Source organism: Nocardia rhamnosiphila NBRC 108938 (assembly GCF_000720425.1).
In the GTDB taxonomy this organism is placed as follows: Bacteria; Actinomycetota; Actinomycetes; order Mycobacteriales; family Mycobacteriaceae; genus Nocardia; species Nocardia rhamnosiphila.
The window spans coordinates 1,115,076-1,134,503 of record NZ_JOAJ01000001.1; the positions used below are offsets into that span (position 1 = coordinate 1,115,076).

The window sequence follows — 19,428 nt, forward strand, 5'->3', positions numbered from 1 at the left end:
GCCGGAACGGCCCGTCCGGTAGGACGGGCCGGTATGCGTGCCGGATCGGTGGGTGGACCTCCGGTCAGCGCAGTTGCTGGATGCGGATCATATTGCCCGCGGGATCGCGGACGGCACAGTCGCGGATGCCGTACGGCTGTTCGGTCGGTTCCTGGACCACTTCCACATCACCGGCCTGGAGGCGTTCGAAGGTGCCGTCGAGGTCTTCGGTGGCGAGGTTGATGCCGGCGTAGGTGCCCTTGGCCATCATTTCGGCGATAGTGGTGCGTTCCTCGTCGGTGATGCCGGGGTCGGCGGCGGGTGGGTGCAGCACGATGGAGGTTCCGGGTTGGCCGGCGGGGCCGACGGTGATCCAGCGCAGGCCGTTGTAGCCGACATCGTTGCGGATCTCGAAGCCGAGGGTGTCGCGGTAGAACCCGATGGCGGCCTCGGGATCGTCCTGGGGCAGGTAGCTGGCGTGAATGGTGATGTCCATGCCGATCACGCTAACTGCGGGGTGGTTACCGGGGCTTCTCGATTCCTGATCGGTCTGGTCACCTGTTTGGCCGTGCACGACGGGATGCCGGCGGTGGCGTCGGCTTGTTGGCGCCGGTAGGCGCTGGGCGGCATGCCGACGAGTTCGGTGAAGCGGGTGCTGAAGGTGCCCAGTGAGGAGCAGCCGACGGTGAAGCAGACTTCGGTGACGGTGAGGTCGCCGCGGCGCAGCAGGGCCATCGCGCGTTCGATGCGGCGGGTCATCAGGTAGCCGTACGGGGATTCGCCGTAGGCGAGCCGGAACTGGCGGCTGAGGTGTCCGGCGGACATGTTGACACCGCGCGCGAGCGCCTCGACGTCGAGTGGTTGCGCGTATTCGCGGTCCATCCGGTCGCGGACGCGGCGTAACAGCGCAAGATCGCGGAGGTGTTGATCCGCGGTGGGTCTGCTGGTCACGTGGCCGATCGTTCCATATCGTGCCCGGGTTGCCCAGTTCCCGCCGGTGGGTTGCCGGTGTCGTCCCCGGGGTCGAGCCAGGCGAGCGCGGCGACGACGAGGGCGGTGACTCCGGTGTCGAGGGTGGGTTGTAGCGCGGGCGCGAAGCGGGAGCTGTGGTTGACCGGGATGTCCTGGAACAGGGTGCCTTTTTCGACGGCTTCGGCGAAGGCGGCCGGGTCGGTGCCGCCGAGCCCCCAGTAGGTGAACGGGACGCCGAACGCGGCGGGTATTTCGCTGATGTCCTCGCTGGCGGTCTGTGGCTCGATGCGGTGGGCGGCGGCGCCGAAGGCGGTGGCGAAGGCCGCGGCGACCCGGCGGGTGGTTTCGGGGTCGTTGACGGTCGGCGGGAAGGTCGTGATCCGCTCGAATTCGGGTTCACGTGGGGCGCCGGCGCCGGCAGCTTCGGCGCGCACGATCCGTTCGATGGAGTTCAGGACGTGCTCGCGGACTTCCGGCTCATAGGTGCGGACATTGATCTCGAGGACGGCGTCGTCGGGGATGAGGTTGGGCCCGGTGCCGGCGTGGATACTGCCGACGGTGACGACCGCACGGGTGGTGGGCGCGATTTCCCGGGAAACCACTGTCTGGAGGCGCAGCACGCACATCGCCGCCATGACGACCGGGTCGACGGAGGCCTGGGGTTGGGAGCCGTGGGCGCCACGGCCGTGCAGGGTGACACGGAGGCTGTCGGCGGCGGAGAGGAACGGTCCGGGGCAGGTGCCGATGGTGCCCGCGGGATAGGGCAGGACGTGCTGGCCGAGGACGACGTCGGGGGCGGGAATCTTCCCGGTGAGTCCGTCGGCGACCATGGCGCGAGCACCGTCACCATTCTCTTCCGAGGGCTGGAACAGCGTGATGATCGTGCCGTGCCAGGCGTGCCGGGCCTCGGCCATCAGGCGGGCGGATCCGAGGAGGCAGGCGATGTGGATGTCGTGTCCGCATGCGTGCATGACCGGTTGTGGGACGCCGCCACGGTCGACTGTGGCGGTGGAGGCGTAGGGCAGGCCGGTGGCTTCCTCGACCGGCAGGGCGTCCATATCGGCGCGCAGCAGCACGGCGGGGCCGGGGCCGTTGCGGAGGACGCCGGTGACTCCCGTGCCGGCGATGCCGGTGGTGACGTCGTAGCCGTAGTCGCGCAGCGCGGTGGCGACGAGCGCGGCGGTGCGGTGTTCGCTCATGCCGAGCTCGGGGTGGGCGTGCAGATCGCGGTAGTGGTTCTCGATCTCCGCGCGGGCGGCGTCCAGGCCGGTCAGAACAGTTGCGGCGGCACGATTCATCGGTAGTGCCTCTCTGCTCGGGGGTCGGGTGGTCAGCTGCTGTCTTCGGTACCGGTGTCGCGGGTACGGCCGCGACGGGTGGTGCGGACGCCGCGGACGGCGGCGGCCAGGCGGGTGTGCGGCTGCCAGTCCAGGCCGTTGGGCAGGCCCCAGCCGTACCGGACGGCGGCGAGTCGGAGAGCCAGTGAGAAGGCGATGCCTGCGACGATGCCGATCGCGGGAGCGCCGAGATAGGTGCAGACGACCATGGTGCCGGCGACCACGGCGGCGACGGTGGCGTAGAGACCGTTTCCGCCGAAGACGGCCGGGACCCGTCGCAGGAGAACATCGCGGGTGGCGCCGCCGCCGACGGCGGTGGTGATGCCGAGCAGTACGGCGGGGAGCCAGCCGAGCCCGGCGGCGAGGGTTTTCTGTGCGCCGGTGACCGCCCAGAACCCGATGACGGCGGCGTCGAGGGCGGTGAAGAGGCGGTCCCAGGCGTGTTCGCTGAGGTGGATGAGGAAGGAGATGAGGGTGCCGGCCACGGCGGTGGGCAGGTAGGCGTAGTCGGTGAGTGCTACCGGGGGGCCTTGCTGGAGCAGGGTGTCGCGGATGATGCCGCCGCCGAGGCCGGAGACGATACCGACGACGAGGAACCCGAACAGGTCGAGTTTTTCGGTGCGGGATACGGCGCCGCCGAGCATCGCGCAGGCGAAGACGCCGGCGAGGTCGAGATATCGCGTGACCTGGTCGATGGTTTCGGCGGGTGCGGCCACCGCAGCAAACTAACACGCGCGACGGTGGGTTCTCGGTGGTGACGTGCGTCGTGCGGACGCGCTGGTTCAGTCGATGACGCTGCCGGTCTCGGGGATCTTCCCCGGGTGGTGGCGGTCGTAGTAGCGGGCTACGCGGACTCGGTTGCCGCAGCGTTGTGGTGAGCACCAGCGGCGGCGGGGATGGGCGGGGATGAACAGCAGGACGCAGTCGTCGGCTTCGCATTGTTTGAGGCGGGCGATCGCCGGATCGGAGAGCAGGTCGACGGCGGCTTCGGCCAGGGCGGCGGCCAGCCGCGTGCCGCTGGGGCCGCTTCGGCGCACTGTGGCCGTGAGCGCGGTGCCGTCCCACACCAGATGTCGGACGGCGGGGGCGGCGGATTGGGCATCGGCCAATCCGTGCAGGGCGGCTGCCGGCGGGCGGCGGTGGGACAGCAACGCCTCGAGCACCGTGGAGATGTGGTCGCGGACCTGCCACACCTGTCGCAACGCCTCGGTGGTCGGGTATTCGGGCGGGTTTTCCGGCAGCCGATCGGCTTGTTGCCGGAGCCAGTCGGCCAACTGATCGGGAGTACTCAGGAGGTCACCCTGGGCCGGGCGGGTGTTCACCAGATCCAGGGCCAGTTGCTCGCCCACCGGGAATGCTGCCGAGTTCATCCCGCTAATGCTACTTCACTGTCTTGACACGTTAGACGCGGTTCGACTACAGCTAATGCATCTACTTGAGAAGAAAGCATGTGAATCCATGAGCTTGCCGCTGGTTCATCACCGCTACCTCGATGTCGACGGCGTCGGTGTCTTCTATCGGGAATCCGTGCCCGGTCGCGCCGAGGCGCCGACGCTGCTGCTGCTACACGGCTTTCCCTCCGCCTCTCATCAGTTCCGACGGCTGATCGATGTGCTCGGCGATCGCTACCGGCTCGTCGCGCCCGACTATCCCGGTTTCGGGAACACCACGACGCCGGCAGATTTCGAGTACACCTTCGATCACCTGGCCGATATCACCGAGGCGTTCGTGCAGCAGCTCGGCCTGCACCGTTTCGCCATGTATGTCTTCGACTTCGGCGCTCCGATCGGCTTCCGGCTCGCCGAGCGCCACCCGGAATGGGTCACGGGGTTGATCGTGCAGAACGGAAACGTCTACGAGGCAGGGCTGTCCGACGGCGCGCGGGAGTTCATTTCGCTCCGTCCGGAGCAGGAGGGCGCCCGAGACACGATCCGCCGACTGCTGGCCCCGGCGGGCACCCGCAGCCAGTACGAGACCGGAGTCCCTGAGGTCACCACACTGTCCCCCGAATCCTGGTTGCTGGACCAGTATTTCCTGGGCCTGCCCGGGCGCGAGGAGGCGCAGATGGCATTGGCTTTCGACTACCGGTCCAATATCGCCCGCTATCCGGCCTGGCAGGGCTGGCTGCGGAAGTACGCCCCGCCCACCCTGATCACCTGGGGGGCGAACGATCCGTTCTTTCCCGCGCCCGGCGCGCACGCCTACCTGACCGACCTCCCGGACGCCGAACTGCATCTGTTCGATACGGGCCACTTCGCCCTGGAAACCCATCTGGGAGAGATCGCCCGGCTCATCGCCGCATTCCTCGACCGGCTACCCGATTCCGGGCTCTGATGGTCGGCCGGGCGATCCACTCCGCGGGGCCACAACGCGTCCACCGACGGGCCGCATCCGTCAGGGGCGGGTATTCACGGGCGCACTCCCACCGGCTGCCAGCCGCATGAGGTCGGTATCGAGGTCGACGGTGGTTTCGTTGCCGCCGGCGCTGCCGAAGCTGTGCTGGTAGCTGGTCCACGATTCGTCTTTGACCTTGTGCGCGAAACCGCTCTCCATCAGCAGCACCAATTCGAGGGCGGCGCGGTCGATGCGTTTGTCGAGGTCGGTGTCACTCCAGTCTTCGGAGGCGGCGAAAAGGGAGGTGGGCACGGTCATGGTGCGCAGGAAGGCGAACAGGGCGCGCATCTGTTCGTCGACGACCAGGGCGTGCCGGGAGCTGCCGGCGGTGGCGGCCAGGATCACCGGTTTGGCGATGAGCAGGTCGTTGTCGAGGACGTGGAAGAAGGAGGTGAGCAGTCCGCTGGGTGCGGCCTTGTAGACGGGGGCGGCGACGATCAGGCCGTCGGCGGCGGCGAGTGTTTCGACCGCGGCGGTCATCTTGGGGCCCATGAGCTGGGAGACCAGCGCGGTGGTGATCTCGGTGGCGAGTTCGCGGAGGTCGATGACGTGCACGGTGGCGGTGGCGCCGCGCCGGCCGGCGAGGGTGCCGACGCGGGCGGCGACCCGGTCGGCGAGCATGCGGGTCGAGGACGGGTTGCTGGTGCCGCCGCTGACCACGACCAGCCGGTAGGGGGTCGTGCCCTGGCCGTTGGTGGTGTTCATATCTCGTTCCTTTGCGTGGTGTCGGCGAGTTTGCCGCAGAGCTGTTCGAGGGTGCGTAGTTCGTCGTCGGTGAGGGCGCCGGTGAGGGCGCGGGCGACGCCGACGGCGTGGCGGCCGCCGATGCGGCGCTGTCGGGTCCGGCCCTCGTCGGTGAGCGAGAGCCGGACCCCGCGGCCGTCGTGCGGGTCGGGGGTGCGTTGCACGAGGCCGCGGTCGACGAGCCGGTCCACCATCCGGGACAGCGCCGGCTGGGTGAGCAGGACGTGCCGGTTGAGTTCGGCGGGACGGATGGGTTCAGGGCATTTGGACAGCGTGTAGAGGACGTCGTATTCGCGCATGGTGAGTCCCTGCCATACGTCCTCGGCCGCGAACTGTTTCATCAGTACCGCGTGGGCGGTGAGCACCGCTTCCCAGGCGTCGTTGGCGAGCCGTCCGCTGGTTCTGGTCACTTGTCGGCCAGGGTCTTCGCGGTGTCCTGGTAGGGGCTGGTGCCGGCCAGATTGTCGCCCTGGTTGGCGTGGGGGCGGGCCTGCCGGGCGGGCTCGTCGCCGTATTCGGCGGCGACGCGCGCCCGATGGGTGGGCGCCGGGGCCGATTCGGGGTCGCGGCGGGCCTCCAGCTCTTTGCGCAGGACCGGCACGACTTCCTCGCCGAGCAGATCGAGCTGGTTCAGCACGGTTTTCAGTGGCAGTCCGGCGTGGTCCATCAGCCACAACTGGCGCTGGTAGTCACCGAAGGTGTCGTGGAAGGTGAGGGTTTTGTCAATGATCTCCTGCGGGCTGCCGACCGACAGCGGGGTCATTTCGGCGAAGTCCTCCAGGGAGGGGCCGTGACCGTAGACGGGGGCTTCGTCGAAGTAGGGGCGGAATTCGTTCCAGGCGTCCTGGGATTTCTTGGCGATATAGGCCTGTCCGCCGAGTCCGACGATGGCCTGCTTCTTGGTTCCGTGACCGTAGTGTTCGAAACGCTGCCGGTAGAACTCGATGAGCTGCAGCGAGTGCGCGGTGGGCCAGAAGATGTGGTTGGCGAAGAAGCCGTTGCCGTAGTAGGCGGCCTGTTCGGCGATTTCCGGGGTGCGGATGGAGCCGTGCCAGACGAACGGCGGCACACCGTCGAGCGGACGCGGGGTGGCGGTGAAGCCCTGCAGCGGGGTGCGGTAGTTGCCTTCCCAGTCGACGACGTCCTCGCGCCACAACCGGTGCAGGAGGTTGTAGTTCTCCAACGCCAGCGGCAGGCCCGCGCGGATGTCCTTACCGAACCACGGGTAGACGGGGCCGGTGTTGCCGCGGCCGAGCATGAGATCCATGCGGCCCTTGGACAGGTGTTGCAGCATGGCGTAGTCCTCGGCGATCTTCACCGGGTCGTTGGTGGTGATGAGGGTGGTCGCCGTGGTGAGGATCAGTCGCTCGGTGGTGGCCGCGATATGGCCGAGCAGGGTGGTCGGTGAGGAGGAGAAGAACGGCGGGTTGTGGTGCTCGCCGATGGCGAAGACGTCGAGGCCGACTTCTTCGGTTTTCCGCGCGATCTGCACGATCGCGTCGATCCGTTCGGCCTCGCTGGGCGTCACGCCGGTCACGGGGTCGCGGGTGATATCGCTGACCGAGAAGATTCCGAACTGCATCGTGTGTCACTCCCACCGTAGTTTCTATGCATTTGCATCTACCTGAACGGCGGGGGCGGCAGGGTTATTCCTGGTGCTATCACCGACCGCGGAGTACGGGAACCGTGCGGCGGATCGCGGCGCTGCACTCCCCTGCCCGGACCTGCGCCCGCCGGCCGGACGTACCGGCTACCGGCTCTGATTCATCCGGCCGGCGAGCGCGCATGGCTCGTTCCGCCATCCCTGTTCACACACCTGCTGTGTGGCCGGGGCCGCGGGGTGACCTGCTCTCTGTCGAAGCGTTCACGGACCTGCCGCCGGGCAGGGTCGACGAGCACGCCGGTGACGCCCGCGCCGGAGTTCGGTGGTGGACAGGCCTCCGAGAAGTCGGCAGGCATGGCCCGCGACAGCCGGAACACCGCGCGGTTACGCCGCTGTGGCTAACCGGTAGCGGGCGACCGCAGCGGGGCCGGTTGCCGGGTGAGCGAGTCCAGGTCACGGATGGCGGCGCAACTGCGGCGGATCATGGCGGCGAACATGGCGTCGCCGCGCTCGGAGGGGGTGCCGTAGGCGGCGCCGAACACCGCGACCAGCGGACCCTGCAGGGCGGCGAAGCGGTAGTCCTGCCAGCAGTCCTCGACGGTGTAGCCGGTGACGCCGAGTTCGGTGAGCCGTCGGTGGTAGGTGGCGACCAGATCCTGTTCGGCGGCCCGTCGTAGCTCCGGGTCCAGGCCGGTGGTGATGAAGTAGGCGAGATCGCGGGCGGGCAGGCCGAGGTTGACGGTCTGCCAGTCGACGGCGCTCACCTGCGGCGGGTCGGCGGCGTCGAACAGCAGGTTGTCCAGGCGGTAGTCGCCGTGCACGAGACCGAAGCGTTCAGGACGGGCGACCAGCCAGTCGGCGATGACCGCACCGCAGGCGCGTACGGTCTCGTGGTCGGCGGCGGAGAGGCGGTCCCCGAGTCGGTCGAGGAAGATCTCGGTGGTGGGACCGTAGAGTTCGCGCAACGTACCGGCTTCTTCCGGACCGTTGCGGCTGAACCCCTCGATATCGAGCAGGGATTCGTCACACCAGCGGGGGGCGTGCAGGCCCGCGAGATTGGCCACGGCCGGGTGGGCGTGGGCGACGGAGCAGCCGCCGATCTGGTCACCTTGGCGGGCCGGTGCCAGGTCTTCCAGCAGGAGGACGAATTCGGCGCCGTCGCCGTGTATCTCGGCGTGGTGGCAGCGCGGGGTCCGGACGGCGACTGTGGTGGCGATCTCGGTGTAGAAGCGGACTTCCTGGCGGTAGGCGCCGGCCAGCATGGCGCGTACGCCGGGGTCGGCGGCGGGGAGTTTCGCCAGGAGTCGTGGCGGGACCCCGTCGCCGGTCAGCCGCAACCGGTGCACGGCGCCGATCTGTCCCGTGCCGACGGCTTCGGCGGTCACCGCGGTGACCGGGCGGCCGAGGACGGTGGTGAGCCATTCGGGGGTGAGGCCGGCGATATCTGTCGGGCCGGTCATCGGTGGCTCCTGCCGGGGTTGGGTGGCAGATGGGCGAACCGGCCGGGGTCGCGGTGGCGCCGCCACGCGTCGAGCACGGGTGCGAGTTCGGTGGGTGTGTTGCCGTGCAGGATCACGCCGTCGGCGCCGGCGGCGAACTGGTCGGCGATCCGGCTCGCGCACTGTTCGGGGGTGCCGGTGGCGGAGGCGGCCGTCCACTCCGCGGGGAGCAGTTCTTCGACGGCGGCGAGGGAGGTGTCGTCGGCTACGGCATCGAGGGCGCCTCCGGCACCGGTGACCAGGGGATGTGCCCGGAAGTCGGCGAGGGCCTGCGCGTCCCATTCGTTGACCTGGACCAGGATGTCGCCGTAACCCTGCAGGTAGGTGCCGAGGCGGCCGACCAGTTTGCGTAGCCGGGCCGATTCGCCCTGGGCGTCGTCGACCACCGCCAGCACCGACCAGATGCGGACGGCTGCCGGATCGCGGCCGGCGTCCGCGGCGGCGCCGCGGATCGTCCGGACGGCACGGGCGGTGGTGTCGTCGGTGAAGAAGGTGTGCAGGACGACGGCGTCGGCGATCTGCCCGGCCAGACGCAGGGTGTTGGCGCCGATCGCGGTGAGGGTGACCGGGATGGCTTCGTCGTAGGTGGGGTCGAGATGCAGGATCGGGTATTTCCCGGCGGGCCCGTCGTGGCCGACAACAGTGTCGCCGTGCCAGAGGCGCCGGTAGAGCTCGGTGGCGTCGCGGAGTTGCGCGGAGGTGACCCGGGGCAGGCCGATGACGTCGAAGAGCGCCCCGAATCCGCGGCCGAGACCGAGGCTGTAGCGGCCGCGGGTGAGCCGGTGCAGGGTGACCGCGGCGGCGGCGGTGATCAGGGGGTGGCGGGTGTTGTGGTTGGTGGCGGCGGTGCAGATGCCGAGGTCGGTGGTGACCGCGCCCGCGGCGGCGGCGAGGGCGAACGCTTCTTTGGTGTTGAACCGTTCGGACAGGAACATGGCGCCGAGGCCGAGCCGTTCCGCGGCGCGGGCTTCGTCGAGCAGAATATGCGGGTCGGTGGCGTGGCCGGCGAGACCGTAGCAGCCGAGTTCGGGGAATTCGGTCACTGTCCGGCCTCGGTGTCGTGGCCGCCGATCATGCGGTGCAGTTCGTCCTGGGTCCAGGGCGGGGCGTCGTTGTGGTCGCGGAAGCCGAGGATCGCGGGAGTCGGGCGGTCGTAGCGGCCGACGAATCCGCCGGCGGCGATGAAGATCTGGCCGGTGACCCGCTCGGCGGCCGTCCCCGCGAGGTACAGGTACAGCTGGGCGACGTAGTCGGCGGGTGGGGCGTCGAGGGCGGCATCCTTGCTGAGCTCGTCGAGCATGCCGCGGCGGTAGAGTTCCATGATCTTGGCTTCGTAGACGAATCCGCTGGAGAGCCGGGTTTTTGCGCCGGGGCATACGACATTGGCGCGCACCTTGTGTTCGGCCAGTTCGGCGGCGATGGCGAGGGTGAGGGAGTTGACCGCGCCTTTCCCGGCGGCGTACCCGGTGCCGCCGTAGTCGCCGAGGTAGGCGAAGGAGCTGGTGTTGATGATGCTGCCGCGGCCCTGGGCGACCATTTTCGGGGCAGCGGCACGGCAGGTGTTGAACGTGGTGGTGAGGTGGGAGTCGAGCAGGGCCCGCCAATCGCGGGTGCTGACGTCGAGGATGGAGGAGCCGGCGGGTTCGGCGATCCCGGCGCAGTTGACGAGCACGTCGATGGCGCCGAAGGCGCGCACGCAGGTGTCGACGAGTTCGGTGGCGGTGGATTCGTCCGCGGCGCTGCCGGTGACGCCGATCGCGCGGTGACCGGCGAGGGTCAGGGAGTTGACCGTGCGTTCGACCGCGGGGGTGTTTCGTCCGTTCACCACCACTCCGGCGCCGTGTCCGGCCAGGGCGTGCGCGACCGCGTAGCCGATGCCGCTGGTGGCGCCGACGACCACGGCGCCGCGTCCCCACAGGGTCTGGTTTCCGCTCATGGACCTGCTCTCGCTCACTTCTCTCGGCCGAACACTATTCCGTACAGGTGTCCGGACAGTATGGCATCCTGACTGCGCGGCGGGGGTGGAGCGAGGTGGCACGTCTTGCTTGGGCGCAACACACCGTAGTACTGTCCAGACAGGTGTCTACCATAGATCCTGGACAGTAATCTGGGGAAGGATTTCCACATGACTTCGGTGAAACCGCCGCGGGTGTCCGGAGGCGAGCACGAGCACGGCCACCTGGAGGAATTCCGTACCGACCCGATCGCGCTGATGCGCCGGGTACGGGAGGAATGCGGTGACGTCGGCCAGTTCGAGCTCGCCGGACGCCACGTCGTCCTGCTCACCGGCGCCGAAGCGAACGAATTCTTCTTCCGCGCCGCCGACGAGGACCTCGACCAGGCCGCCGCCTACCCCTTCATGAAGCCCATCTTCGGCGAGGGCGTGGTATTCGACGCCAGCCCGGAACGGCGCAAGGAGATGCTGCACAACTCCGCGCTGCGCGGTGACCAGATGCGCGGCCACGCGGCGACCATCGAAAAAGAGGTGGACCGGATGCTGGCGGGCTGGGCCGAAGAAGGAGAGATCGATCTGCTCGACTTCTTCGCCGAACTCACCATCTACACCTCCTCGGCCTGCCTGATCGGGACGAAGTTCCGCGAGGAACTGGACAGCCGGTTCGCGCACCTCTACCACAACCTGGAACGCGGTACCGACGCGCTGGCCTATGTGGACCCGTACATGCCGATCGAGAGCTTCCGGATCCGCGACGAATCCCGGGCCGCGCTCGTCGAACTCGTCCAGGAGATCATGAACGGGCGGATCGCGAACCCGCCCGCCGACAAGGAGGACCGCGACCTCCTCGATGTGCTGGTCTCGGTGAAGAAAGAGGACGGCACCCCGCATTTCAGCGCCAGCGAGGTCACCGGCATCTTCATCTCGATGATGTTCGCCGGCCATCACACCACCTCGGGTACCGCCGCCTGGTCGGTGATCGAACTGCTGCGGCATCCGGAAGTGCTGTCCGGAGTCGTGAAGGAACTCGACGAGCTCTACGCCGACGGCCAGGAAGTCAGTTTCCACGCCCTGCGCCAGATTCCCCGGCTGGAGGCGGTGCTCAAGGAGACGCTGCGGTTGCACCCGCCGCTCATCATCCTGATGCGGGTCGCCCAGGGCGAGTTCGAGGTGTGCGGGAACCGGATCGAGCCCGGCGACCATGTGGCGGCGACTCCGGCGATCTCCAACCGGCTGCCCGAGGATTTCCCGAACCCGGACAGTTTCGATCCCGGCCGCTATCTCGACCCGAACCAGGAAGACCTGGTCAACCGCTGGACCTGGATCCCGTTCGGGGCAGGACGCCACCGCTGCGTCGGCGCCGCGTTCGCGCTGATGCAGCTCAAGGCGATCTTCTCGGTGCTGCTGCGGGATTGGGAATTCGAGATGGTGCAGCCGTCGGAGTCCTACCGCAACGATCACTCGAAGATGGTCGTGCAGCTGCAGCAGCCGTGCCGGGTGCGGTACCGCCGCCGGCAGAAGGCCTGAGTTGCGATGGCCTACGTCATCACCCAGCGCTGCTGCAACGACGCCAGTTGCGTGGCCGAATGCCCGGTGGACTGCATCCGGCCGCGCCCCGGCGACCCCCGGTTCGCGTCCGCGGAGATGCTCTACATCGACCCGGACACCTGCATCGACTGCGGGGCCTGCTACGAGGCGTGCCCGGTGGATGCCATCTACGCCGAAGAGGACCTGCCCGCGCATCTCGACGGATTCCGGGATGTCAACGCGGGCTTCTTCGCCCGGCACCCACTGGAACCGGATATGTCCGCCCCGCCGCCGGTGCGGCGCCTGGCCAAAGACCTCGGCACCCTGCGGGTGGCGATCGTGGGCACCGGCCCGGCCGCCTGTTACGCCGCCGAACAACTGCTCGGCGCGGGAACGGTCGAAGTCGAGATGTTCGACCGGCTCCCCACCCCCTGGGGCCTGGCCCGCTACGGGGTCGCGCCGGATCACGCCCAGACCCGCGGCGTCACCGATATGTTCGCGTCCGCCTTCAAACGCGATGCGCTGCAGATGTATCTGAACACCGAGATCGGGACCCATATCGGCCACGCCGAACTGCGGGAGAGCGCGCACGCGGTGATCTACGCGGTCGGCGCGCCCGCCGACCGGCGCCTCGATGTTCCCGGGGAGGACCTGACGGGCAGTGTCTCGGCCACCGAATTCGTGGCCTGGTACAACGGGAACCCCGGCTACGCCGACCGGGTATTCGATCTCTCCGGTGCACGTGCCGTCATCGTCGGTAACGGGAACGTGGCCCTGGATATCGCGCGGGTGCTCACCATGGACCCCGACGAGCTGGCCCGCACCGATATCGCCGATCACGCCCTGGCCGCGTTACGCGAGAGCGCGATCCGTGAGGTCGTGATCCTCGGCCGCCGCGGGGTGTTGCAGGCGGCCTACACCGCGCCGGAGTTCCGGGCACTCGGACAGCTCGACGGCGTCGATATCGTCGTGCACCCGGGCGATCTGGTGTTCGACGAGGCCGCGCAGGCCTACCGGGCGGGCACGGAGGCACCGTACGAACTCGGGTTGAAACTCGCGGCCGCCGAAGAGTTCGCGGGCCGCTCGCCGCGGGAGGGCAACAAACGGATCGTATTCCGGTACTGCGTCTCCCCCACCGAAATCGTGGGCACGGACCGGGTGCGGGCGCTGCGGTACGTACACAACGAACTCACCGGCCCGGTCGCCGCACCCACCGCGCGGCCGACCGGAGATACCGGTGAGCTCGACACGTCGCTGGTGGTGCGGGCGGTCGGGTACCGAGGTGAACCGATCGGCGATCTGCCGTTCGACGACCAGCGCGGGGTGCTGCCCACAAACGACGGACGAGTGGTCGACGCGGCGGGCGTGCCCGTGCCCGGGGTGTACGCGGCGGGCTGGATCAAACGGGGGCCGCGCGGGGTCATCGGCTCCAACCGGGCCGATGCCGCGGAGACGGTGGCCGCGATCCTCGACGATTTCCGGGACGGTGTGCTGCCCATCCCGGTGCGGGACCGGGCGGCGCTGTCGGATCTGGTGCGCACCCGGCAACCCGATGTGGTCGACCGCACCGCGTGGCAGGCGGTGGATCGCGCCGAACGCGCCGCGGGCGCGGCGGCGGGACGCCCCCGGGTGAAGCTGGCGACCGTGGCCGAACTGCTCGCCACGGCACGCCGCGGCTGAACCCGGCCGGCCCGCGCTGAATCGAGAGGGGGCGCGGGCCGGCCGGGTTCAGTTCGTCACGGCGCGGCGGGCGTAGGCACGGACATCGGCGTCCGGATCATCGACGGCGTGGCGGAGCAACTCCCGGGCCGGTTCGTGGCCGGGCCACGAGGCCAGGGCGAGGACCGCGGCCTTGCGGACATCCAGATGAGGGTCGGTGAGCGCGGCGGCAAGTTCGGGGACCGCCGAGCCGGGTTCGGCGCCGGCGAGTCCTTTGGCCGCCCCCACCCGTACCTGCCAGGCGGTGTCCCGCAACGCCGCGGCACAGGACGCGACATCGGATTCGGTGGCGCCGATATCGGCGAAGGCGGCCAGCGCCGCCGCCCGGACCAGCGGGTCACGATCGGACACCAGCCCACGAACGGTATCCGCGCCACCGGTGCCGATGGTGGCCAGACCCTGCGCGGCGGCGATCCGCACCTCACGGTTGATGTCGGCGGCCGCGCCGGCCAGGGCATCGTATTCGTCGAGGGAGACCAGTGCCCGCACCGCGGCGATCCGCACCCGATGGTCGGAGTCGGCCAGGGCCGCGCGGTAGTCGGCGGCCGCGCCGGCGCGCGCCGCGCGCAGCAGGTCGAGAACCACCGCCCGCACGACCGGGTCGGGCGACGTCAGCCGTTCGGCGAGACCCTCGGCGGATGGCAGCACCTCCACCAGTTCGCGCAGCGCGGCCGCGGCGGCGGCCCGCACCGGCGCCGCGCCGTCGTCGAGCGCGCCGACCAGCAACGCCGCGAAACCATCCGGGGTGTTCTCGGTGAGTGCCGCGATCGTGGCGACCCGGACCCGTTCGTCGGTATCGGACAGGTAGGCCGCCAGTTGCCCGGCGGTGGGCGCGTCCAGCGCCAGCAGCGCGAGCAAACGGGGTGAGGCGACCGGGGCCGGCTCGGGGACCGCGGACCGGGGTACGGGGGCCGCGGCGCTCGGGGCGCGGCGGTGACCGACGAGTTCGGGCTGCTCGACCGGCACCGGTTCGCCCTGGGACGGCAAGTCGTCCAGACCGGGCACGGGCACCAGATACGGGGCGACCGGCCGTTTGAGGAACTCCATGGTGCCGTCGGCGGCCTTGCGCAGGTTCAGGTGGTAGCGCCAGGTCTCGTCGTCGCGTTCCGGGAGGTCGGCGCGTTCGTGGTAGAGACCCCACCGGGATTCGGTCCGGGTCAGCGAACTGCGGGCGGCCATTTCCGCGCAGTCACGGATGAACGACACCTCGGCGGCGCGCATGAGTTCGTGCGGGGTGCGGGCGCCCATCTCGGCGAGATCACCGCGCATCCGTTCGAAGGTTTCCACCGCGAGCGACAGTTTCGCGGCGGTTTTCGGCGGCGCCACGTAGTCGTTGACGAACCGGCGCAGTTTGTATTCGACCTGCGGTTGCGGTGGGCCGTCGGGATGCCGCAGGGGCCGATACACCAGTTCGTGGGCGGCGGCGATCTGGTCGGCGGGCAGTTCGGCGGGCGCCGCGGTCTCGGTCAGGGTGGCGGCCGCGTGCGCGCCGGCGAGTTCGCCGAACACGAAGGCCCCGATCATGTAGTTGTGCGGGACGCAGGCCAGGTCACCGGCCGCGTACAGGCCGGGCACCGTGGTGCGGGCGTTCTCGTCCACCCAGACCCCGGAGGCGGAATGTCCGCCACACAGCCCGATTTCGGAGATGTGCATCTCGATATCGTGGGTGCGGTAGTCGTGGCCGCGGTTGGCGTGAAAGGTGCCGCGGGTGGGGCGTTCGGTGGTGTGCAGGATGTCCTCGAGCGCGGTCAGCGTCTCATCGGGCAGATGCGACACCTTGAGGTAGATGGGTCCGCGGGCGGAGTCGATCTCCCGTTTGACCTCGGCGATCATCTGCCCCGACCAGTAGTCGGAATCGACGAACCGCTCCCCCTGCGCATTGACCTGGTACCCGCCGAACGGGTTGGCGACATAGGCGCAGGCGGGACCGTTGTAATCCTTGATCAGCGGATTGATCTGGAAACATTCGATACCGCTGAGTTCGGCGCCCGCGTGATAGGCCATCGAATAGCCGTCGCCGGCGTTGGTGGGATTCTCGTAGGTGCCGTACAGGTAGCCCGACGCCGGCAGTCCCAGCCGGCCGCACGGGCCCGTCGCCAGGATCACGGCTTTCGCGCCGACCGTGACGAACTCACCGGTCCGGGTGTTCAGTGCGGCCGCCCCGACCGCCCGGCCGCCGTCGGTGAGCACCCGCACCGGCATCAGCCGGTTCTCGATCCGGATCTTCTCCCGCATCTTCCGTTGCCGCAGCACCCGGTAGAGGGCCTTCTTCACATCCTTGCCCTCGGGCATCGGCAGCACATACGAGCCCGAGCGGTGCACCCGGCGGACCGCGTACTCGCCGTATTCGTCCTTCTCGAATTTGACGCCGTACTTCTCCAGCCGCTGCACCATGGCGAACCCGCGGGTCGCGGTCTGGTACACGGTGCGCTGGTCGACGATGCCGTCGTTGGCGCGGGTGATCTCGGCGACGTAGTCCTCGGGTTCGGCCTTCCCGGGGATGACGGCATTGTTGACGCCGTCCATACCCATGGCCAGCGCACCGGAATGCCGGACATGCGCTTTTTCCAGCAGCAGCACGTGCGCGCCCTGTTCGGCGGCGGTCAGCGCGGCCATGGTGCCGGCCGTACCGCCGCCGATGACCAGCACATCGCAGTCCAGACGCACGGTGTCGGCGATATCCGGAGCCGCGAGCAAGGTGGGTGCGGTCACGACAGGGCCTCCACGAGTCGGTCGCGCTCCAGTTGCCGATCGGCGGCCGCGCGCGGATTCGGTACATCGATCAGGGCGCGCAGCGGTTTCCCGGCACGGCCCAGGACGGCGATCCGGTCGCCGAGCAGCAACGCCTCGTCCACATCGTGGGTGACGAACACGATGGTGGTGGGGTGGGTGCGCCAGGTCTCGATCAGCAGCCGTTGCATGGTGGCGCGGGTCTGGGTGTCCAGGGCGCCGAACGGTTCGTCCATCATCACCGCGCGCGGCGCGCCGGCCAGGCCGCGGGCGAGTTGTACGCGTTGCCGCATACCCCCGGACAGGCTCTTGGGCAGGAAATCGGCGAACCCGGTGAGCCCGACCTCCTCGATCCAGCGGTCGGCCGCGGCGCGGCGCCCGGCCTTGGGTTCACCCCGCAACCGCAGCGCCAGTTCGATATTGGCGCGCACACTGCGCCACGGCAGCAGGGCGTTGTCCTGGAACACCACCGCGCGGTCACGGGAGGTGGTGGTGACGGGGTCGCCGTCGGCGAGGACGCGGCCGGAGTCGGGGGGCAGCAGCCCGGCCAGGGCACGCAGGACCGTGGACTTCCCGCACCCCGAGGGGCCGGTGAGCACGAGAATTTCGCCGGGACGCACATCCAGCGACAGCCGGTCGATCACCGGGTCACCGGTGTAGGACAGCGAAATCTGGTCGAGCCGCAGGCTCATTCCCGGTGCGCCGGTACCGGACGCGGGGGTTTCGGTGGTGAGGGTGGTGGTCATCGGTTGTTCTCCTCTCCCCGCGGCAGCCAGCGGGTGACCCGGCGGCCGAGGAGTTCGATCGCCGCGGAGGTGCCGAAACCGAGGACGCCGATGGTGACGATCCCGACGAAGACACCCGGATAATCGACGATGGTGTAGGCTTGCCAGGTGCGGTAGCCGACACCGAGGCGGCCGGAGATCATCTCCGCGGACACCAGGCAGATCCAGGCCACCCCGATCCCGACCGACAGTCCACCGAAGATCCCCGGCAACGCACCGGGGAACACCACCCGCAGCAGCACATCCCACCGGTTGCCGCCGAGCGTACGCACCGAGTCCTCCCACAGGGTGGGCAGCGCGCGGACCGCGTGGCGGGTGCTGACCATGATCGGGAAATAGGCGGCCAGGCCGGTGATGAATACGATGCCGGCTTCGTCGTCGGGGAACAGCAGGATGGCGATCGGCACGACCGCGATGGCCGGGACGGGCCGGGCCAGCTCGGTGAGCGGGCCCAGGATTCCGGCGAACAGGCGGGACCGGCCCAGGGCGATACCGCTGGTCACCCCGAGGACGGTGGCGATACCGAAGCCGGTGAGGATGCGGATCAGGGATTGGGCCAGATCCAGGTAGTAGACATCGGTGCCGAGTTGGCGGCCGAACGCGGCAATCACCTCGGTCACCGAGGGCAGGGTGTCGAACCGCAGCCACAGCCGGATATCTGCGGTGGTCAGGACCTGCCAGAGCAGGATCGCGGCCAGCACGGAACCCACTCGCAGCAGCCGGCCCGGCCACACCGACCGCCCGGGCCGGCGCGATGGGGCCGTCGCCGCAGCCGGGGCGGCAGCGAGGGTGGTGGCCGCGGTCATGACCGGACCTCGGCGACGGCCTGGTCGTAGGTCACCGGGACGGCGGTGGGATGAGCCTGGCGGTGGCGAAGCGCTGCCGCCTGCGTCGTGAACGGCAGGAAGGTGTTTCCGTCGCGCAGCCAGACCGCCTTGTCCGCGAACCAGCGGGTGCCGAGTTCGGAGTCGACAATATAGGCGGCGCGGACCGTCGAACCCGCGGCGCGGGCGGCCGCGACGGCGCGCAGCAACTCGGTGGGGTCACCGGCGGGGCGCGTGGTGTCCTGGCCGTCGAGCCACAGTTCGGTACCGGAACCGGCGGTGTGGTCGGCGGTATCGGCGAGCGCCTTCTCGTAGTCCTGGCCGCGGGCGGCGAAAGCCGCGCGCAGGCGCTGGTCGTCGACGAAGCCGTCGATATCGAGGTCGGCGAAATCGCCGATCGACTTCAGGTACCGCACATCGTCTTTGAAGGCCGAGATCAGGCTCGGTTTCAGGGTGGTGTCGAACGAGGTGCCGCCCGGGCCGTTGTAGAGGTACACGACCTCCTGCGGCAGATCCGAATCCTCGGCCACGATCCGCGCCGCCTCCAGCGGCTGCTGCCACAGGAATTCCGTGGCGTCGAGCTGGGCCTGCAGGAAGGCGTCCACCACCTCGGGATGTTCGGCGGTGTAGTGCTCGCGGGCGACCACGCCGTGGAAGGTCGGCACATCCAGTTCGGCGCCGTCATACAGCAGTTTCGCCTTGTCCTGGAACACCAGTAGCCCCGGCCACGCCACGAACTGGGACAGGGCGGCGACCTGACCCGATTCCAGCGCCGAGGCGCCCACCTGCGGCTGCTGGTTCAGTACCTCCACACCGGCCACCGGATCGACCCCGGCGCGGGTGAGGGCCTGCACCAGGGTGCCGTGGCCGGCGGAACCGACGCTGGCCGACACCTTCTTCCCGGCCAGCTCACCGACCCCGGTCAGCGGCGAGTCCGGCGGGACGACCACCATGTTGAGCGCGCCTTTGGGGTTGTAGCCGGTGACGGACAGGAATTCGGTGCGCGACCGTTCCCCGGCCTGGGTGCGGGATCCGTTGATCAGCAGCGGATAGTCGCCCATGGAGCCGATATCGATCTTCTCGGCCACCATCTGGGCGGTGATCGGGGCGCCGGTGTCGTAGTCCTGCCATTCGACCTGGTAGGCGGGGCCGCCGTTGTCGGTGATCTGCCGCAGCCGCTGCTCCAGATATCCCTGGGCGCGTAGCAGGGTGCCCGCGGTGACGGTGTTGATGGTTTTGGACTGGTAGCCGACGACGACGGTGACGGTATCGCCGGCGGTGGCTTCTTCCAGCGAGCACCCGGTGAGGGCCAGTGCCGCGGTGGCGGCCAGGACGGCCAGGCGTTTCAGAGTGGGCATGAG

At 69.3% G+C, this 19,428-nt stretch carries 18 protein-coding genes; 3 read left to right on the top strand and 15 right to left on the bottom strand.

All coding sequences use genetic code 11. The annotated features are described in order from the left end of the window. Positions 1–64: 64 nt before the first annotated feature. The 5 genes from IG75_RS0104935 to IG75_RS0104955 all read right to left on the bottom strand — a co-directional run bounded on the left by IG75_RS0104935 (position 65) and on the right by IG75_RS0104955 (position 3,658). Entirely contained in the window at positions 65–475 is a 411-nt protein-coding gene (locus IG75_RS0104935) for a VOC family protein (RefSeq protein ID WP_030519950.1), read from the bottom strand. Positions 476–480: 5 nt separating this feature from the next. Beyond that, positions 481–861, bottom strand: coding sequence for a helix-turn-helix transcriptional regulator (locus IG75_RS0104940; RefSeq protein WP_210436775.1), 381 nt, complete (start codon positions 859–861; stop codon positions 481–483). A gap of 65 nt (positions 862–926) precedes the next feature. After that, positions 927–2,249 carry an amidohydrolase gene (locus tag IG75_RS0104945; RefSeq protein WP_081876633.1) on the bottom strand — a complete coding sequence of 441 codons (1,323 nt, stop codon included), beginning with the start codon at positions 2,247–2,249 and terminating at the stop codon, positions 927–929. A gap of 32 nt (positions 2,250–2,281) precedes the next feature. After that, complete coding sequence (locus IG75_RS0104950; protein WP_051714215.1) at positions 2,282–3,004, bottom strand: trimeric intracellular cation channel family protein; 723 nt, start codon at positions 3,002–3,004, stop codon at positions 2,282–2,284. A 66-nt stretch (positions 3,005–3,070) separates the two neighbouring features. Further along, positions 3,071–3,658, bottom strand: coding sequence for a CGNR zinc finger domain-containing protein (locus tag IG75_RS0104955; protein ID WP_051714217.1), 588 nt, complete (start codon positions 3,656–3,658; stop codon positions 3,071–3,073). A gap of 88 nt (positions 3,659–3,746) precedes the next feature. Here IG75_RS0104955 and IG75_RS0104960 point away from each other — a divergent pair, with 88 nt between their 5' ends. Next, complete coding sequence (locus IG75_RS0104960) at positions 3,747–4,622, top strand: alpha/beta fold hydrolase (RefSeq protein WP_036512748.1); 876 nt, start codon at positions 3,747–3,749, stop codon at positions 4,620–4,622. Positions 4,623–4,682: 60 nt separating this feature from the next. Here IG75_RS0104960 and IG75_RS0104965 read toward each other — a convergent pair whose 3' ends face one another. The 6 genes from IG75_RS0104965 to IG75_RS0104990 form a co-directional block, all read right to left on the bottom strand. After that, a complete protein-coding gene (locus IG75_RS0104965; protein WP_030519956.1) occupies positions 4,683–5,387 on the bottom strand; it encodes a CE1759 family FMN reductase in 705 nt (234 codons plus the stop codon). Next, positions 5,384–5,836: a MarR family winged helix-turn-helix transcriptional regulator gene (locus IG75_RS0104970; RefSeq protein ID WP_030519957.1), complete on the bottom strand. Its 453-nt coding sequence runs from the start codon at positions 5,834–5,836 to the stop codon at positions 5,384–5,386. The genes IG75_RS0104965 and IG75_RS0104970 overlap by 4 nt, the downstream gene beginning before the upstream one ends. Then, on the bottom strand, positions 5,833–7,008 hold the full coding sequence (locus tag IG75_RS0104975; RefSeq protein ID WP_030519958.1) for an LLM class flavin-dependent oxidoreductase: 1,176 nt from the start codon (positions 7,006–7,008) through the stop codon (positions 5,833–5,835). The genes IG75_RS0104970 and IG75_RS0104975 overlap by 4 nt, the downstream gene beginning before the upstream one ends. A 419-nt stretch (positions 7,009–7,427) precedes the next feature. Next, complete coding sequence (locus IG75_RS0104980) at positions 7,428–8,489, bottom strand: phosphotransferase (RefSeq protein WP_030519959.1); 1,062 nt, start codon at positions 8,487–8,489, stop codon at positions 7,428–7,430. Continuing rightward, the gene (locus IG75_RS0104985) at positions 8,486–9,571 is read right to left on the bottom strand and encodes a TIGR03857 family LLM class F420-dependent oxidoreductase (protein ID WP_030519960.1); all 1,086 of its coding nucleotides are present in this window, start codon (positions 9,569–9,571) and stop codon (positions 8,486–8,488) included. The genes IG75_RS0104980 and IG75_RS0104985 overlap by 4 nt, the downstream gene beginning before the upstream one ends. After that, the gene (locus IG75_RS0104990) at positions 9,568–10,464 is read right to left on the bottom strand and encodes an SDR family NAD(P)-dependent oxidoreductase (RefSeq protein ID WP_030519961.1); all 897 of its coding nucleotides are present in this window, start codon (positions 10,462–10,464) and stop codon (positions 9,568–9,570) included. The genes IG75_RS0104985 and IG75_RS0104990 overlap by 4 nt, the downstream gene beginning before the upstream one ends. A 189-nt stretch (positions 10,465–10,653) precedes the next feature. On the opposite strand from IG75_RS0104990, the gene IG75_RS0104995 reads away from it, so the two are divergent. Together IG75_RS0104995 and IG75_RS0105000 are read left to right on the top strand one after the other, a co-directional pair. After that, on the top strand, positions 10,654–12,009 hold the full coding sequence (locus tag IG75_RS0104995) for a cytochrome P450 (protein WP_030519962.1): 1,356 nt from the start codon (positions 10,654–10,656) through the stop codon (positions 12,007–12,009). Positions 12,010–12,015: 6 nt separating this feature from the next. Beyond that, on the top strand, positions 12,016–13,689 hold the full coding sequence (locus IG75_RS0105000; RefSeq protein WP_030519963.1) for an FAD-dependent oxidoreductase: 1,674 nt from the start codon (positions 12,016–12,018) through the stop codon (positions 13,687–13,689). Between the two features lie 48 nt (positions 13,690–13,737). Here IG75_RS0105000 and IG75_RS0105005 read toward each other — a convergent pair whose 3' ends face one another. From IG75_RS0105005 to IG75_RS0105020, 4 genes are read right to left on the bottom strand one after another with little or no spacing between them, the layout of a single operon-like run. Next, positions 13,738–16,440, bottom strand: a complete 2,703-nt coding sequence (locus IG75_RS0105005; RefSeq protein ID WP_030519964.1) for a fumarate reductase/succinate dehydrogenase flavoprotein subunit — start codon at positions 16,438–16,440, stop codon at positions 13,738–13,740. After that, positions 16,437–17,204, bottom strand: coding sequence for an ABC transporter ATP-binding protein (locus tag IG75_RS0105010; RefSeq protein ID WP_051714218.1), 768 nt, complete (start codon positions 17,202–17,204; stop codon positions 16,437–16,439). Before IG75_RS0105010 ends, IG75_RS0105005 begins: the two co-directional genes overlap by 4 nt. Then, on the bottom strand, positions 17,201–18,049 hold the full coding sequence (locus IG75_RS0105015; protein ID WP_030519966.1) for an ABC transporter permease: 849 nt from the start codon (positions 18,047–18,049) through the stop codon (positions 17,201–17,203). The genes IG75_RS0105010 and IG75_RS0105015 overlap by 4 nt, the downstream gene beginning before the upstream one ends. Further along, the gene (locus IG75_RS0105020; RefSeq protein WP_030519967.1) at positions 18,046–19,425 is read right to left on the bottom strand and encodes an ABC transporter substrate-binding protein; all 1,380 of its coding nucleotides are present in this window, start codon (positions 19,423–19,425) and stop codon (positions 18,046–18,048) included. Before IG75_RS0105020 ends, IG75_RS0105015 begins: the two co-directional genes overlap by 4 nt. Between the last annotated feature and the right edge of the window lie 3 nt (positions 19,426–19,428).

Coding starts and splice junctions, on each gene's coding strand:
- IG75_RS0104945 (WP_081876633.1), bottom strand. CDS start 2,249: ATGAATCGTGCCGCCGCAACTGTTCTGACCGGCCTGGACGCCGCCCGC.
- IG75_RS0105000 (WP_030519963.1), top strand. CDS start 12,016: ATGGCCTACGTCATCACCCAGCGCTGCTGCAACGACGCCAGTTGCGTG.
- IG75_RS0104940 (WP_210436775.1), bottom strand. CDS start 861: ATGGACCGCGAATACGCGCAACCACTCGACGTCGAGGCGCTCGCGCGC.
- IG75_RS0104965 (WP_030519956.1), bottom strand. CDS start 5,387: ATGAACACCACCAACGGCCAGGGCACGACCCCCTACCGGCTGGTCGTG.
- IG75_RS0105015 (WP_030519966.1), bottom strand. CDS start 18,049: ATGACCGCGGCCACCACCCTCGCTGCCGCCCCGGCTGCGGCGACGGCC.
- IG75_RS0104960 (WP_036512748.1), top strand. CDS start 3,747: ATGAGCTTGCCGCTGGTTCATCACCGCTACCTCGATGTCGACGGCGTC.
- IG75_RS0104980 (WP_030519959.1), bottom strand. CDS start 8,489: ATGACCGGCCCGACAGATATCGCCGGCCTCACCCCCGAATGGCTCACC.
- IG75_RS0104935 (WP_030519950.1), bottom strand. CDS start 475: ATGGACATCACCATTCACGCCAGCTACCTGCCCCAGGACGATCCCGAG.
- IG75_RS0104995 (WP_030519962.1), top strand. CDS start 10,654: ATGACTTCGGTGAAACCGCCGCGGGTGTCCGGAGGCGAGCACGAGCAC.
- IG75_RS0104975 (WP_030519958.1), bottom strand. CDS start 7,008: ATGCAGTTCGGAATCTTCTCGGTCAGCGATATCACCCGCGACCCCGTG.
- IG75_RS0104955 (WP_051714217.1), bottom strand. CDS start 3,658: ATGAACTCGGCAGCATTCCCGGTGGGCGAGCAACTGGCCCTGGATCTG.
- IG75_RS0105020 (WP_030519967.1), bottom strand. CDS start 19,425: ATGCCCACTCTGAAACGCCTGGCCGTCCTGGCCGCCACCGCGGCACTG.
- IG75_RS0104990 (WP_030519961.1), bottom strand. CDS start 10,464: ATGAGCGGAAACCAGACCCTGTGGGGACGCGGCGCCGTGGTCGTCGGC.
- IG75_RS0105010 (WP_051714218.1), bottom strand. CDS start 17,204: ATGACCACCACCCTCACCACCGAAACCCCCGCGTCCGGTACCGGCGCA.